Here is a 16,095-nt window from a genome sequence, read left to right on the forward strand (position 1 = left end):
CATGCTCTTACTTTTGACAGGGCAAAAGTAACAAAACCCTTTGCAAAAATAATGGCACATCCTATGCCATATTTCTGCGGCAGCATCCATGCTGCCTTCTCATCTTCATTTTGCAGCGAATATTTAAATCAGTATTAACGATTCATCGATTTTAATGCGGCACGAATAATGTCGCTGGCTTCAGTGTAATCTGCTTTAACCGCATTAATCAGTTTTTGCGCTTCAGCAGGTTTATAACCCAAAGACTGTAATGCAGCTTCTGCTTCAGCCACGGCTGAATTGCCCATAAACTGAATCTGTGGTGCAGTTGAATTGCTTGGCGCAGCACCTGAAGCCATGGCTTTAAAACGGTCACGTAATTCAATCATTAAACGTTCAGCGGTTTTTTTACCGACACCGGGAACTTTGACCAAGGTATTCACATCTTCATTTTCAACGGTATGAATCAGCATCTCCACACTTAAAGTCGAAAGAATACCCAAGGCCATTTTGGGACCCACGCCGTTGACTTTGAGTAAGGTGCGGAAAATGGTTTTTTCCTGAGCATTGATAAAGCCATACAGCAACTGTGCATCTTCACGCACGGCCAGATGGGTCCAGAGTGTGACTTGTTGTCCTTTTTGCAGCTGGCAGAAAGTCGTCAGCGGCGTATCAATTTCATAACCGACGCCATTTACATTTAACAGTACGGTGGGTGCTTCTAAAGCCAGTACTTCACCAATCAGACATCCAATCATCTTTTATCATCACTAAATTCAGTTTTGCTGCATAGTAGTCAGCATTTTCCGGAAAGGCAAAATCTGCCGCTGTAAAATAGATGATTTTATTACAATCATCCTCCCATACAGCAGAATATTTTATAACAATCCGGCTTTATTGCCTTGTAATTCCTGCGACAGGTTATAAGCCTGATGATCAGAAAATTTCGAAACAATATCCAGCACCTGCATGATATTGTCATAATGGCTGGCGCTAAAATTCGCCCCTGAACGTTGCAGAATCGACATCAAGCGCTGTTCTTTAAAACTCAGGTTTTTATGCGGCGTTGTTAAGGGAATAAAGGCATCCAGAATATTTTGCAAACATTGATGCGCGATAATTTCCAGTCCTGCTTTTTGCGGATGCTCAAAAATTTTATCCCGTGCCAGTTCTTTGGCGCGATTAATCCCGATTTCAATGTCCGCAGTACAATATTGCAATAAAGTACCTTGTAACTGACCCGATAAAATCTGGTCATGATGACGGGCAAAAGCCGTTGTCACTTCATCGACCAGACGTTTCATGACCCGACCACGCAAGGCGGCAATTTTTTGCTGCCAGGTGGTATTGCTCATGGCGATTTCAGAAGGAATACCATAATCACCGAGCAGATTTAAAAAGACCGGCTCAACTTCGTCATAACTGAGCATATTCAGGCTAATACCATCTTCAAGGTCAATCAGGGCATAACAGATATCATCAGCCGCTTCGAGCAGATAGGTCAGTGGATGACGGCAGTAATGATATTCAGCTAACTGAATCAGTCCGAGTTGTTCTGCAATCTGCTTTAAAATCTCTTTCTCGGCCTGATAGCAGCCAAACTTGGCCCGATTGCTGGCAGGTAAATCGACTTGAGATGCCATGGTTTTTGACAGCCACGGATATTTTAAATAAGCCCCTAACGTGGCATAAGTCAAACGCATGCCGCCATCATTGGGATGGTAATCGATTTTGGTCAACAGGCGTAGACCTTGGGCATTGCCTTCAAACTGACGTACATCGGCTTCTTGTTCAGGACTGAGATCTTTTAAAAAATCGGTATGCGATGCATCGTCGAACCATTCTCGAATGGCATATTCACCGGCATGGCCAAAAGGGGGATTACCAATATCATGTGCCAGACAGGCAGCCTGAATAATGGCACCGACATCGGCCGGGGAAATCCAGGGCGGTAACTGATCTTTTATTTTCTCTGCGGCCAGCATCCCGAGTGAACGCCCAATACAGGACACTTCAAGTGAATGTGTGAGTCGTGTATGAATACCATCGTGCTGGGTTAAAGGGTGAACCTGAGTTTTACGGTTCAGCTGGCGGAAACTTTGTGAAAAAATAATACGGTCATAATCTTTGTGGAACGGGCTACGTGCCAGTTCAGTACTTTGCTTTTTACTACCAATCCGAACTGTCGAAAGCAGCTCTAACCAACGCATTTGAGTCATTTATCATTATTCAATTCTTTGCTAAGTGCATCATGCCAAAAAAGTAGCAACAGCACTAGAGTGCTGCGACATGAATTGTCGGAACAAACAAAACCCTGTGGAAATTTCAGCTGAACAATCGCTATAAAAAAACAGGTCATATTGACCTGTTTTTATCTCATGATAGAAGTGGACTAAAGCAAATCTTCACCACTGATCTTGGCTTCCTGGATGTCTTTATAGACCCCCATGCAAATGACGAACAAAATCATCGTCGCCACCAATGGCCAAAAAAGTACATATAGGGTCATAAATTGACTACTCATCTGAAATCTCCTTATTTACTTTTCTCAGATACCTGGTGAAATTCAATCACCATCTTATTGATTTGTTTAAAATCAAATCGTTCTTTGCTATTCATTAAAGTCAGTACGGTACAGACAATGGCGCTGCTGCCGTAGGCGGTCAGGGAACTCAATAGCGTGCCATAATCACGCAGGAAGCCGATGGTCCATGGAAGAAAGCCGATACTGGCCAGAATACCGACCACCAGGCCGACTTTCTTGCCAAAGAAGCCAAAGCTCATCAGACCCAGTACCACACCAATACCGATGGTGGCCATAAGCTCAAAACTGAGTGCGATCAGACCCTGAATTGGCAGCCATTCAAATCGAACCACCAGAAAGCTTAAAAATGCGATACCGACAGACCAGTTAAAGGCACGGGCATTGACCTTGTCCCAGTACAGGCTGGCAATCACCGGGAATACGATGGCACCCCAGAGTGCACCGACGAAAATCAGCATCGCTAGAATGTCGAATTTAAGCGTGGCAATTAAAATACCGAGCATGGTGGCTACAATCATGGTCATCCGGCCAATAAACAGCATTTTCTTCGGATCAGGACGATTTTTAGCAATCTGTTTGCCATAAATATCGGTCATTACGATGGCAGACAGGGCAGATAAATCCGAATCCGCCGTTGACGAAAGCGCGCCAATCACCATGACAAAGAGTAAGGCCACCATAAATGGAGACAGATACGTTGCTGCCATTTGTGGAATCAGGTTGTTCAGGTTGCCATCAATCGGCTGAATCCCGGCAAATAGCGCCAATAATCCGAGCATTCCCAAACCGACGACAATCGCGGCATAACCGATGGTTGCAGTAATGAAGCTGGGTTTGATCAAGTCTTTACGCACTGCAAACAGGCGTTGGGCGATGGTCTGGTTACCAATCGCATAAGCCAGTACCGCCACAAAAAATGGTGCACCCTGTTCTAAAAATGCGGTTTTCGAAAAGAAATCCAGTTGTTCCGGTTGCAGATTATGCATGCCGGTCTGGAACAGTGAAGGGCCGCCCAGGGTGAAAAATAGCGTCGGAATAATGATCACTGCCGCCACAATCATGGCGACCAGTTGCCCAAAGTCGGTAAATACCGAGGAGCGGAAACCGGACCATAAAGTATAGGACAGGACGCCAATTCCGGTAATCAAGACCCCATGGATAAGGCTGAGGGGAGACAGAATTTCAACCAGCGCACCTGCTGCGGTAAAGTTTACCATCAGACTGATCACGCTCCCGACAATGTTGGAGCCTGCCAGAATCATCTGGCTCTGGTTACCATGCCGTGCATGCATGATTTCTGCCAAAGTGTGTGCATTGGGTGCCAGGTCGCGGAAACGTTTGCCGAATGGGTAGATAAATAAAATCATCAGTGCACCCCACAAACCATAGTGTAAGGCACCGGAAACACCGTATTTATATCCGGACGAAGCTGCTGCATAAAATGAAGCGGCCCAGATCCAGGTGGCGGTCATACTGGCCGCAGACATTCCAAATCCGATGGAGCCATTCGAGACCATATATCCATCGACATTTTCATTTTTTTGCTTAATGCGTAACGACAATAGAAAGGTGATGCCATAGAAAAGCACCATCAATAGTACAGTTGCTGTACTAGTGAATTGAAACATACATACTCCTTAAGCGGGTCACCTTTTGTTTTTGAAAATTAAATCATTGGCAACAGATTAAGGCTCTAGATTAGACAGAGCAGTGAAGCTACAGAAAATAAAAAAACCAGCGTCTGAATATCAATTGGATATTCATATCTGCAGCAGAAAAGAGGATGATTCATGCGTCCTGAATGTGGACATTTCCTCAGCAATTGGCGTAGAGGTTAACATAAAATCATCAAATTTACTGATGAAGTCATTAATTATGTAGATTCTTTGCTGATATAAGGCTATTTTTGATTTCAACATCTTATCAAATATAGATTTGTTGTTTCTATATTTTTATAGGAATTACAGGTATTTATTGCATGGTTTTTTATTAGAATAAAGATGGATGTCAGTCAGAAAATGAAAAAGTAACAAAATTTTAATATTGCTTATTTTCTTCATTATGAGTAGTGATTTTTTTAATAATAGCCTAAAAAACTTTCATTAATTCATGTCTGATGATGCTTATATATTCTGAATTTTTGCATAAGAATAGAGACCGAGAATCAGTTTGAATTTAAGCTGTATATTTTCAATTGATTAGCTTGAAAATAACCTATTTCATAGAGGTAAAATAAGAAATTTTTAAATAAATTTGCTAAGTCAATATATTAATAACAAGAGGCTTAATATCCTGGAAATTTATTTGCTAAAATAGATCTATTAATTTTAAGTTTAGCTCTTTATTAGAAACTATGATTGAGGCTTATATGTGAGATTCAGGTATCTTTAAATAGAGCTCAGATATTAAGATGAGTGAGCGGGATAATCTGGGCTACCGGATATTATTGAAAGTTGATTGAAGCAGGCGATATAGTTTGCTCATACAGACAGGCTCGAAAAGGGAGAACAGCGGGGCAGAGTCTTAAATCCTGCAATGGAGCCCGGAATGGGGATAGCTGGATACAAAATTATTTCAGTAGTGCAACTCGCCGACAGAGAGATGAGCTAAAAAATGAACTCGACTGTTTCAGTCTATCCCGAGAAGCTTTAGCCTAGCCTTAATAAGTTTTTTATAACGGCTCAAGAATAAGTTCTGTACGCATTTTAAGTGGTCTTGCTGTTGAAAAATAATACAATTTTCTTAAGTGAAATTATTGTTAATCGGTTTTGATTTTTCTTTAACAAATTGTGTTAATCTACGCGACTACATTCAATTTTCCTGCCTGAAAATAAACACAATATTTTAAAAATACAGAATATTTCAGCCGTAGTTTTCGTATTTGCCATCTAGCCGATTTCCTTATTTCACAGTAGAATATGCGCTCTCTCAAGTCACATTGTGGCATGGTTGTTCAGACCATCCCGTGGAGCCAAAATCAGCATGTTTATCGTTGCCGGTGCACCCGCACATTCTTCTTTTAAGAAAACTCAACTATTATCGCGTTTGACGTCAATTAGTTCTGTTCAATCAATTGAAAGTCAATGGGTCTACCTCTTTGACCAAGCGCTCAGCGAGCAACAACAGCAATCAGCTTTACAGCTTCTCAACGATGGGCAATCTTTTGAATTGCACCAGGCTGCAAGTGATGAAATCCAAATTTTAGTGACACCGCGTGTCGGCACCATCTCGCCTTGGTCTTCTAAAGCTACAGACATTTTCAAAAACTGTAATACGCCGGTTCATCGTCTTGAGCGCGGCGTTTTATTTACGTTGAAGGGTCTAAAAGACGTATCAAATGAAGTTCAACAGATTTTGCATGACCGTATGACTGAAAGCGTATTCAATGCGATTGAAGAGGCTGCGGTACTGTTTGTTGAAACAGCACCAAAACCACTGAACTCGATTGATATTCTGGGTGAAGGTAAAGAAGCACTGGTTAAGGCCAATAATGAATTTGGTTTTGCATTGTCGATGGAAGAAATTGATTACCTGACTGAAGCGTTTATCAAGCTGGGTCGTAATCCAAATGACATCGAACTGATGATGTTTGCACAGGCAAACTCTGAGCATTGCCGTCATAAAATCTTCGGTTCTGAATGGACCATTGATGGTGAAGTTCAGCCATTGTCATTGTTCCAGATGATCAAGAATACTTATAAAGAATCACCTACAGATGTATTGTCGGCTTATAAAGACAATGCTTCGGTGATTGTCGGTTCGGATACCCAGCGTTTTTATCCAACCAAAGAAGACAATGGCCAGCAGGTTTATAAATATAAGAGTCAAGCCGCGCATATCTTGATGAAAGTGGAAACTCACAACCATCCGACAGCGATTGCACCATTTGCCGGTGCTGCGACAGGTTCGGGCGGTGAAATCCGTGATGAAGGTGCGACCGGTCGTGGTGGTAAGCCTAAAGCAGGTTTAACCGGCTTTACAGTATCTAACCTGAACATTCCGGGCTTTGAACAGCCTTGGGAAGAAAACTACGGTAAACCATCGCGTATGGCATCGCCGCTACAAATCATGATTGAAGGCCCATTGGGTGGCGCTGCGTTTAACAACGAATTTGGTCGTCCTGCCTTAAATGGTTACTTCCGTACCTTTGAACAAAACATCAATGGCGATGTTAAAGGTTTCCACAAGCCAATCATGATTGCAGGTGGTTATGGCAACATCCGTCCAGATCACGTTGAAAAAGATCCAATCTTGCCGGGCGATTTATTGATCGTGCTCGGTGGCCCTGCCATGCTGATCGGTCTCGGCGGTGGTGCAGCATCTTCTGTAGACAGCGGTAAACTCGGCGAAAACCTGGATTTCGCTTCGGTACAACGTGAAAACCCGGAAATGGAACGCCGTTGTCAGGAAGTGATTGATACTTGCTGGCGCATGGAAGACCAGAACCCGATCGTGTCTGTACATGATGTGGGTGCAGGTGGTGTATCGAATGCCATGCCTGAACTGGTGAATGACCATGAACTCGGTGCGGTGCTGGATCTGCGTAAGATTCCATCGCTTGAGCCGGGCATGTCGCCTATGGAGATCTGGTCAAATGAAGCGCAAGAGCGTTATGTACTGGCGATTCGTCCATCTTCTTTAGAATTATTTGAATCGATCTGTGCGCGTGAACGTTGTCCGTTTGCGGTACTCGGTGAAGCAACTGAAGCGCGTCACTTAACCGTTGAAGATCCGTTATTTGGCAACAAGCCAGTGGATATGCCAATGCAGGTAATGCTTGGTGGTACACCGCGTATGAGCCGTTCATATGAAACCATTGAACGCAAAGGCGATGATTTCGACGCGGCTAAAGTCACAGATCTGAAAGATGCGATTTATCGTGTTTTGAAAAACCCGACAGTGGCTTCTAAATCATTCCTGATCAGTATTGGTGACCGTTCGATTACTGGTATGGTGGCACGTGATCAAATGGTCGGCCGCTGGCAGGTTCCGGTGGCGGATGCTGCGGTAACAACGACAAGCCTAGTAGGCTACACCGGTGAAGCGATGGCGATGGGTGAACGTCCACCAGTCGCATTGCTCAATCCTGCTGCATCGGCACGTTTATCAGTGGCTGAATCAATCTCGAACATCATGTCTGCAAAGATTGAAAAAATCAGCGACATTAAATTGTCTGCAAACTGGATGGCTGCTGCAGGTCAACCGGGCGAAGATCAAGCGCTATTCGAAGGTGTAAAAGCCATCGGTATGGAAATGTGCCCAGCATTGGGTATCGCAATTCCAGTCGGTAAAGACTCGCTTTCAATGCGTACCACCTGGAATGACGAAGGCGAAGATAAATCCGTGACTTCTCCAATGTCAGGCGTGATCACTGCATTTGCACCTGTGACCGATGTTCGTAAAACATTGACCCCTGAATTGAAAAATGAAGAGTCGGTACTGGTTCGTATTGACTTGTCTAAAGGTCAGTTCCGTCTAGGTGGTTCGATTCTGTCTCAGGTGTATAAAGCAATCGGTTCTGTGACGCCTGATGTCGACAGCTTCGATGACTTCAAAGCATTTTTCGCTTTGGTTCAAGACTGGAACAACCGTGGTCTGATCAAGGCGTATCATGACATCGGTGATGGTGGTTTATTGGCGACTGTTGCAGAAATGATGTTCGCTTCACGTTTAGGTGTGGCATTAGAAGATCAATCAACTGCAAGCCTGTTTGCAGAAGAAATCGGTGCAGTGCTTCAAATTAGCAAAGCAGATTGGGCAGCATTAGAAGCTGAAGTTGCAGCATCTACCCTGAAAGATGCAATTGCAGTGGTTGGTACTGTAAATACTACTGACCAATTGTCTGTAAATGGTCTGGTACTTGAACGGGCTGACCTGCAAGTGGCATGGACTGAAGTATCCCACCAAATCCAGCGCCTACGTGACAACGTACAAACTGCGGATCAGGAATTTGCTCTTATCACTGACAAATCTCATGCAGGTATCATTGCGAAACCGACATTTGATTTGAATGAAGCGATTGAAGCGCCGTACATTAATTCACGTCGTCCGAACATGGCGATTCTGCGTGAGCAGGGTGTCAATGGTCATATCGAAATGGCAGCAGCATTTGATAAAGTCGGCTTCAATACCGTTGACGTACATATGAGTGACTTGCTGGCAGGTCGTATCAGCCTGGATGATTTTGAAGGCTTAGTGACTTGTGGTGGCTTCTCTTACGGTGACGTGATGGGCGCTGGTGGCGGCTGGGCAAAATCAGTATTGTTCAATACTAAACTGCGTGACCAGTTTGAGAAATTCTTTAACCGTCAGGAAACCTTCTCGCTGGGTATCTGTAACGGCTGTCAAATGTTGTCTCAGTTGGCTCCGCTGATTCCGGGTGCTGATGCTTGGCCACGTTTCCACCGCAATACTTCTGAAGTGTTTGAAGCACGTGCGGTGAATGTTCGTGTGGAAAAATCAAACTCTGTATTGCTTCAGGGCATGGAAGGTTCGATTCTGCCGATCGCTGTAGCACATGGTGAAGGTCGTGCGGTTGCAACTGCGGAAAACTTTGCTGCGCTCAACGCATCGAATCAGGTGGTTCTGCGTTATGTAGATAGCTTGGGGAATGCAACACAACATTATCCATTGAACCCGAACGGCTCACCGGAAGGTATTACCGGTGTAACCTCTCAAGACGGTCGTGCAACAATTATGATGCCGCACCCTGAACGTAACTTCCGTGCGATTCAGCATTCTTGGAAACCAGAAGACTGGGATCAAGATGGTGCTTGGTTACGTATGTTCCGTAATGCACGTAAGTTCATTGGTTAATCGGTTTTAGATTAAAAAAGGGTTGCGTCAGCAGCCCTTTTTTTATGTATGTTTCGGAGTTAACATCGTTTAAATAATTCAAATAAGTAACCAGTTTAAATCATGAAAATATTTACATATTTTATCTTTGCATTATTGTGTTTTAGTGCAGATTATAACTTTGCAGATGGTGCATATTTAAAAATAGAAATAACGGCAATAACCATTTTAGGACTCGTTTCCTATAGTCTGGTTTATTTGACTCTCTTCGAAAAAATGTCGGATGAGCTGTATAGTCCACATTTAAAAATCATCTTGTGTTTAGCTTTGCATTTGATCGCTGTTGCGATCTTTTATATGAAATATCGTAAACACTACAGATCTACTAAATCATGAAAATATATTGAGATTCAGGATAGATGTTGAGCTTTTTGACAATGATGATGCATATAAAATAAAGAGGTACCTCATGCCAAGAATATTTATCAGATTCTCAAGGTGCATTTTACTTATTTCACTATTCACATTGGCGGGGTGTGATACATACATGTGGCGAGCTAATATCAAGCATTTAGATGAAATAAAACAAAGTGGTTATTTGCCGAAACTCAATCGTGATCGCGATATCGAAGGCCCTGATGTGAATCAAAATGGAATTCGTGATGATGTTGATCTTTATATTGAAAAGAATTTTATAAATATGGAACAAAGACAGGCGGTAAAACAATTGGCTATGGTTCTGCAAGAGAGCTTATTACTCGATACTTCTCAGCAATACCCGCTACGAAAAATTGCATTTGAAAAATCGCGCGCGATAGGCTGCATTTACGAGCGTTTTTCTCAAGATACTTTGTACAAACCATCCAATGTCGTTCAGCATGTCATTGCAGTCACCACAAACACAAAACAGCGCTTTAAGGCGTATTTAGCTTTTAGTAAAGCGATGGATGGTAAAAGTATCACACTTCCAAATGAGAACTTATGTAATGAATAATTCATGCTTACAGCAAAGTCACTTCTCATGTGGAAATATCAGAAAATTACTAATCATTAATTTTCTTAATTTTCAATAAATAACATTTAAAAATATTAACTTAATTATACTTTATGGAAAAATAATTTAAAAATATCTATAATTACTTAATTCGTATCCACCTTGGGGTGGATTTTTGCTTTTTAAGCATTCTGATTTTTTAATTTAACTTCTCCCACTGAACTTGGTTTAGATTTTGCTTTCATATTGTATATAAAGTGCTATGGTATGTTTTATGCACAACTTTATTGCACTATAAAAGAAAGATGGAATAGATCAGTTCAGTATCAATTCTCAAGTATGAGGTGATGACATGGCTAAAACACTTAGAATAATGGATAAGGCGGCAATGCGTCAGAAAGGTTGGATGTTGTTTGCTATTGTCGTAGGACTACAAATATTGTTTGTTGTTGGCAGTTATTTACTTCAAGGCTCTTAATTATCTGACTTAAAAAACCACCGTTGAGGTGGTTTTTTCATAAATTGTTAGACTTACTTTTTTATAAGAATATTCGTTACTTTGAAGGATGAGGGATATATTCCGTAAGGTAACCAAAATCCTTCATCAGACTGATAGAATGACTATATCCCACAGGCTGACAGGTGACATCCATGTCGATGGTCAATTAAATATGATTGATGGAATAGTTAGATTATGAGTTGAACTTGCTTCAATACCGCCTTTAACGTATTTTCATAATCAAAAGATGCATTGGTACTGTCCTGATAACGCCAAGCCACATAACCATCTGGACGAACCAGCACTGCACCTGATTCATGAACTTCAGACTTGGCATTCCAAGTACCATAGACATCACGATACTCACGTGAACCAATCTGAATTACATCTAAATAAGGTAAATCTAGAGTCTCGGCAGCCAATCTCCAGCCTTTACCTGATAAACCTGTCAGTAAGGTAAAACGGCCTTTACCGCTAATATCCAAAGTGGATTGCTTTTGGCCTTTGCTATTGATTAGCCAGGTATGTGGAACTTTGGCACCTGGACGAGTCGTGGCTTGCAGATAAAGCTGTTCATCTTTGTCAAAGATCTCAGGCTCAGCTTCATTCATTACCGCATTTGAGCTATAGCGCTGATTCAGTTCAACACCTTGGGCATTAAATTCAAAATGCTTAATCTCAAGTGCTTCAAATAACTTTTTACGAATTTCGGCACCTTGCTCATCTTCAGCAAAAATACGTTCCAGCATTTGTTTTTGCGTAGTGATGCCTTGGTCAAAACCAAAGACTTCTTTTAAATGCTTATAGTCAAAACGAGACTGGTTGGCACGTGCGACTATCTGCTTGCCTACAGGCGCACGTTCAGACGTATATGAATCGAGGAGGGAAGGTGCGGCCCAACCTTTGATTGCATAGGCGAGTTTCCAGCCAAGGTTAAACGCATCCTGCATACAGGTATTTGAACCTAAACCGCTTGAAGGCGGGTGACGGTGTACAGCATCACCACCACAGAACACGCGGCCTTTAGAATATTCAGTTGCCCAAGTCTGGTTTACATACCAGTAGGACAGTTTTTGGATTTCAACATCTTCCACTTCAGCGCCAACAAATGTATTCAGACGCGATCGAACCTGTTCTTCAGTCACTTGTGGCTCGCCTTTGGAAATGTCAAAGCCCCAGCCCATAATCCATTCATTCCAAGGCGTAATGGCACGTAGCAAGCCCATGCCGAGATCACCAAAGCTGGCTTCAGGATTGACGATCCATTGCAGAATGGCAGGGCGGTGCTGAATATATTTGCTTAAATCGGCTTTAAAAGTCACATAGACTGTACCCGCACGCGCCATCACACCTTCGAGTGGTAGCTCAAGTTGCTCAACCACTTTTGAGCGTGCGCCATCCATACCAATCAGATATTTGGCTCTTAAACTAAATTCTGTGTTGGTAATCCGGTTCAGGAAAGTAGCGGTGACACCATCTTCATCCTGAACATGCGATAAATATTCAGTATTGAAGTTATAGATTGCACCGCGCTCCCCGGCATTCTTGACCAGTAAGGCTTCCATTTTCGGCTGAATCAAATCCACCAATGGACATGGACTGCCTTTGATATAGTCCCCATGACGTTCATCACCTGTGCCCCAAGCGCTTAAACGGGCAATTTCTTCACCGACCAGACTGGTGGTAATCAGGCTTTCGCCCATGTGTTCCCACGGTGTCGCAATTTCTTTGACTTGTTCTTCAATGCCTAAATCACGTAATACTTCCATGGCACGCTGATTGGTAATATGCGCACGCGGACTATTGGCCAGCCAGTTAAACTGTGTGAAGAGTTGAACTTTGACCCCATAATTTGCCAGTGCTAAACCTAAGGTCGATCCTGCAGGTCCTGTGCCAATCACCAATACGTCAGTATCGTAATGCTGTGTCATACATGACTCCATGTGTCTGTCTGAAGAACAAGATTTGAATATATTTACAATCCAGTGTAGTGAAATTCAGGCAATACAATAGGAGTATTCATATAAACTATAGGTCTATTGAGATTCTTACTACTTTCTCGTTTGGCAGCTTAAAATGCCTGAGAATATGCGGCTGAGTTTATGGAACTTCGACATTTACGTGCTTTTTTAACAGTAGCTCAGGAACAGAGTTTTACCAAAGCAGCAGATAAGCTGTTCACGGCGCAGCCTTCTTTAAGTCAGCAGATTAAGGATCTGGAGCAGGAAGTCGGTGTAATGCTGTTTGACCGTTCATCCCGGCAAATCAAACTGACCGATGAGGGGCAAGCTTTTCTGATTCATGCTGAACAGGCGCTTGAAAGTGCCAAACTGGCAGTTGCCGCGGCGCGTCAGGTGGCGCAGCAGAAAAATAACCAGATCCATATTGGCTTTTTAAATGTTGCAGAACTGAAAGTGATGCCAAATATTCTGGCCAAACTGAAGCAGAATATTCCTGATTTAAAAATTCATCTGCATAGTCTGACCTGTATGGAGCAGATTCAACGCCTGAAAAATGCCGAGCTGGATTTGAGCTTTACCCGCTATTGTCTGCAACATCCCGATTTTGACAATATTCATTTAATGAATGAACAGATTTATCTGGTGGCAGCCGAGCATTTACATCCCACAGATCGGCCATTGAAGTTACAAGAACTGAAAAATCATCAGTTGATTATGTGTGAGCAAAATGCTTCGCCGGTCTTTTATGCGCAGTTGAATCACCTGATGTCTTTTGAACAATTGCAGCATGACCAAATGCTGTGGGTTACCAATGTGTTGCAACATATTAACCTGATCAATATGGGCATGGGTTTTAGCTTCGTCCCGGAATATCTGCTGCGTTTTTTAAATGAGCATGTGAAAATCGTGCAAACAGATCAAGTCCTGCCACAATTAGGACTTTATGCAACATTTAACAAGAATCCTCATAATTCTGCATTGAATATTATTACCCAGGCACTGGACAATAGATCTTAAATAAGCCATTGAAAATGTTGAAGGGAAACATGCTAAAACTCATTTATTATGTACCAGATGAACATCTTGAAGTGACTAAGGAAGCCTTATTTAAAGCGGGTGCAGGCGGCATCGGAGATTATACCCACTGTGCCTGGCAGGTATTGGGAACAGGGCAGTTTAAAGCGCAGCAAGGTGCAGATCCTTATATTGGTGAAGTCGGGGAATTAGAGCAGGTTGAAGAGTGGCGAGTAGAAATGCTGGTTGCTGATGAAAAGGCGGTCGAGGTCGCCAAAGCTCTGAAAGCAAGCCATCCTTATGAAGAGCCTGCTTTTGAGTTTATTCAGCTCCTGGATATTAAAGTCTAAACGTGCAACCTTATTGCTGCTAGAAGTAATGGTGCGCATCGTGTTTTAGCGTACCATCAGCTTATCTGTTTAAAATGATTAACCTCCTTTTATGAGTATAAAATCAGTCATCATCATAAAAATAAAACAGGAAAATAATAATGCAGTGGTCAAAACAGCTCGGCAATATCCTCAAGAATACGCTCAGTAAAACTATCAAACATGGTGCGGGAATCCTGCATAGCCGCATTCCCTATTCTCATGACAATCCCTATCTGGATGGCATATTTGCGCCACAACGACAGGAGCATTTTGCTACTCAATTGATGGTAGATGGGCAAATTCCTGTAGAACTAGAAGGTGCGCTGATGCGGATTGGCCCGAATCCGATCACGGTAAAGAACCCACGAAATTATCACTGGTTCACCGGTGATGGCATGATTCACGCGCTGAAACTCAAAGCTGGTGAAGCACATTGCTATAAAAGTGCTTATGTCGGATCGGCCAGTGTGCAGAAAAAATTGCATAGACCCCAGATTTTAGGGAAAACGCGTGGAGTCGCGGATGCGGTCAATACCAATATCATCCACTTTGCCGGGAAAATCTGGGCACTGGTCGAAGCGGGGGCTTATCCGATCGAAGTAAATCGTGAACTGGAATCAAAACGGCATCAACTTTTTGAAAATGATCAGGATTTACCGTTTACGGCTCATCCGCATATCGACCCGGAAACAGGAGATATTCATGCGGTTTGTTATGATGCCTTGAATCATCATCAGGTTTTTTATTTACATATTGATGCTCAAGGCAAACTGCAACATCATGTCGAAATTCCAGTCAAACATGGCCCGATGGTGCATGATTGTGCCATTACTCAATCTCAGGTGCTGATTCTGGATTTGAATGTCAACTTTTCTATGCGTAGTGCCTTAAAAGGCTCACTATTACCCTATCAATGGAATCCTAAACATCAGGCTCGTATAGGTATGCTGCCTTTTGGTGGCAGTGCGGCAGACATCCGCTGGTATGAGATTGATCCCTGTTTTATTTTTCATACGGTCAATGCTTATGACCTGAACACAGGTGATGTAGTGATGGATGCAGTGGTACATTCCAAGGCACTGGTCAGTTCCATTCAGGGACCAATAGAAGATCAGGAGATTCGGCTGGAAAGATTGATCTTCGAGCAGCAAACAGGAAAAGTCACTCGAACTGTATTATCCAATATCAAGCAGGAATTTCCGCGGATCAATGAAGCCTATACAGGGCGACCTTATCGCTATGCCTATAGTGTTTCCTTTGCCGGCTTTGATGATCCTTATCATGTTAGCAGTAATACACTCTTGTACCATGATCTGGAAACCGGCAGTACAGCAAGCTATTCCTTTGGAGCAAACTGGGTTACAGGTGAGGCAGTTTTTGTCGCCCGAGAAGGTGCTCAAACAGAAAATGATGGCTGGCTGATGTCTTATCTACACGCCTTGGATGGCAGTCCATCGAAAGTGGTGATTTTAGATGCGCAATATATTTAGAAGGGGCCTATTGCCACGATTCATTTACCGGTTCGTGTACCCGTCGGATTTCATTGTAACTGGATGGATGACCGGAAATTGAGAACTTATTATTCTTAGATTTTGATGATGCATAAGCACTTTGGGTGCTGGCACAGTCTCATATCGCGTGAAGATTTAAATCTTTATTTAATAGGTTGATGTTACTTTGAAGGATGAGAAGGGTAGGTCTAAATTAACCGAGATCCCAGGTTAGGCAGAAAATTCATTTCTGAATCTCTGCCTAAGAGTGGTATTCATATCGCCAAGAATATCAAATCAAAGATTTATTCTTCTATTGCTATAGTCAAATCATTATAAAACTAATACAATGGTGCAATGAGTTATTCAGAACATTTTAGACGTAAAATTTTAGCTAAGCTTGAGGAAGGTTATTCTATTCGAGCGGTAGCTGCACAATTTGAAATT

At 42.6% G+C, this 16,095-nt stretch carries 10 protein-coding genes and 2 pseudogenes; 7 read left to right on the forward strand and 5 right to left on the reverse strand.

What is annotated here, in order from left to right; all coding sequences use genetic code 11:
- Positions 1–134 precede the first annotated feature (134 nt).
- The 4 genes from ruvA to FTV30_RS03230 all read right to left on the reverse strand — a co-directional run bounded on the left by ruvA (position 135) and on the right by FTV30_RS03230 (position 4,152).
- A complete protein-coding gene (gene ruvA / locus FTV30_RS03220; protein WP_005097599.1) occupies positions 135–737 on the reverse strand; it encodes a Holliday junction branch migration protein RuvA in 603 nt (200 codons plus the stop codon).
- 120 nt (positions 738–857) lie between these two features.
- Positions 858–2,198, reverse strand: coding sequence for a deoxyguanosinetriphosphate triphosphohydrolase (locus FTV30_RS03225; RefSeq protein WP_005097598.1), 1,341 nt, complete (start codon positions 2,196–2,198; stop codon positions 858–860).
- 173 nt (positions 2,199–2,371) lie between these two features.
- Positions 2,372–2,503 carry a putative transporter small subunit gene (locus FTV30_RS16085; protein WP_005097597.1) on the reverse strand — a complete coding sequence of 44 codons (132 nt, stop codon included), beginning with the start codon at positions 2,501–2,503 and terminating at the stop codon, positions 2,372–2,374.
- An 11-nt stretch (positions 2,504–2,514) separates the two neighbouring features.
- Entirely contained in the window at positions 2,515–4,152 is a 1,638-nt protein-coding gene (locus FTV30_RS03230) for a sodium:proline symporter (protein WP_180000991.1), read from the reverse strand.
- 1,354 nt (positions 4,153–5,506) lie between these two features.
- Between FTV30_RS03230 and purL the strand changes: the two genes are divergently transcribed.
- The 3 genes from purL (at position 5,507) to FTV30_RS16210 (ending at position 10,791) form a co-directional block, all read left to right on the forward strand.
- Complete coding sequence (gene purL / locus FTV30_RS03235) at positions 5,507–9,340, forward strand: phosphoribosylformylglycinamidine synthase (protein WP_180000992.1); 3,834 nt, start codon at positions 5,507–5,509, stop codon at positions 9,338–9,340.
- 526 nt (positions 9,341–9,866) lie between these two features.
- Positions 9,867–10,313, forward strand: coding sequence for a hypothetical protein (locus FTV30_RS03240; protein WP_180000993.1), 447 nt, complete (start codon positions 9,867–9,869; stop codon positions 10,311–10,313).
- Between the two features lie 352 nt (positions 10,314–10,665).
- The gene (locus FTV30_RS16210) at positions 10,666–10,791 is read left to right on the forward strand and encodes a KGW motif small protein (protein WP_252146096.1); all 126 of its coding nucleotides are present in this window, start codon (positions 10,666–10,668) and stop codon (positions 10,789–10,791) included.
- A 209-nt stretch (positions 10,792–11,000) separates the two neighbouring features.
- On the opposite strand, the gene FTV30_RS03245 is transcribed toward FTV30_RS16210, so the two are convergent.
- A complete protein-coding gene (locus FTV30_RS03245) occupies positions 11,001–12,743 on the reverse strand; it encodes an FAD-dependent monooxygenase (protein WP_180000994.1) in 1,743 nt (580 codons plus the stop codon).
- Between the two features lie 171 nt (positions 12,744–12,914).
- On the opposite strand from FTV30_RS03245, the gene FTV30_RS03250 reads away from it, so the two are divergent.
- The 4 genes and pseudogenes from FTV30_RS03250 to FTV30_RS16090 all read left to right on the forward strand — a co-directional run.
- Positions 12,915–13,790: a LysR substrate-binding domain-containing protein gene (locus tag FTV30_RS03250; protein WP_180000995.1), complete on the forward strand. Its 876-nt coding sequence runs from the start codon at positions 12,915–12,917 to the stop codon at positions 13,788–13,790.
- Between the two features lie 29 nt (positions 13,791–13,819).
- Positions 13,820–14,137 carry a hypothetical protein gene (locus FTV30_RS03255; protein ID WP_005097590.1) on the forward strand — a complete coding sequence of 106 codons (318 nt, stop codon included), beginning with the start codon at positions 13,820–13,822 and terminating at the stop codon, positions 14,135–14,137.
- A 140-nt stretch (positions 14,138–14,277) separates the two neighbouring features.
- A pseudogene (locus tag FTV30_RS03260) lies at positions 14,278–15,747 on the forward strand (carotenoid oxygenase family protein).
- 258 nt (positions 15,748–16,005) lie between these two features.
- Positions 16,006–16,095 (forward strand): annotated as a pseudogene (locus tag FTV30_RS16090) (transposase); the annotation flags it as partial.

Origin of the sequence: Acinetobacter sp. YH12255, from assembly GCF_013417355.1 — a bacterium.
GTDB classification, from domain to species: domain Bacteria; phylum Pseudomonadota; class Gammaproteobacteria; order Pseudomonadales; family Moraxellaceae; genus Acinetobacter; species Acinetobacter pseudolwoffii.

Excerpts from the sequence above, each read along its gene's own strand:
- ruvA (WP_005097599.1), bottom strand. The coding sequence starts at position 737 with ATGATTGGATGTCTGATTGGTGAAGTACTGGCTTTAGAAGCACCCACC.
- FTV30_RS03225 (WP_005097598.1), bottom strand. The coding sequence starts at position 2,198 with ATGACTCAAATGCGTTGGTTAGAGCTGCTTTCGACAGTTCGGATTGGT.
- FTV30_RS16085 (WP_005097597.1), bottom strand. The coding sequence starts at position 2,503 with ATGAGTAGTCAATTTATGACCCTATATGTACTTTTTTGGCCATTGGTG.
- FTV30_RS03230 (WP_180000991.1), bottom strand. The coding sequence starts at position 4,152 with ATGTTTCAATTCACTAGTACAGCAACTGTACTATTGATGGTGCTTTTC.
- purL (WP_180000992.1), top strand. The coding sequence starts at position 5,507 with ATGTTTATCGTTGCCGGTGCACCCGCACATTCTTCTTTTAAGAAAACT.
- FTV30_RS03240 (WP_180000993.1), top strand. The coding sequence starts at position 9,867 with ATGTGGCGAGCTAATATCAAGCATTTAGATGAAATAAAACAAAGTGGT.
- FTV30_RS16210 (WP_252146096.1), top strand. The coding sequence starts at position 10,666 with ATGGCTAAAACACTTAGAATAATGGATAAGGCGGCAATGCGTCAGAAA.
- FTV30_RS03245 (WP_180000994.1), bottom strand. The coding sequence starts at position 12,743 with ATGACACAGCATTACGATACTGACGTATTGGTGATTGGCACAGGACCT.
- FTV30_RS03250 (WP_180000995.1), top strand. The coding sequence starts at position 12,915 with ATGGAACTTCGACATTTACGTGCTTTTTTAACAGTAGCTCAGGAACAG.
- FTV30_RS03255 (WP_005097590.1), top strand. The coding sequence starts at position 13,820 with ATGCTAAAACTCATTTATTATGTACCAGATGAACATCTTGAAGTGACT.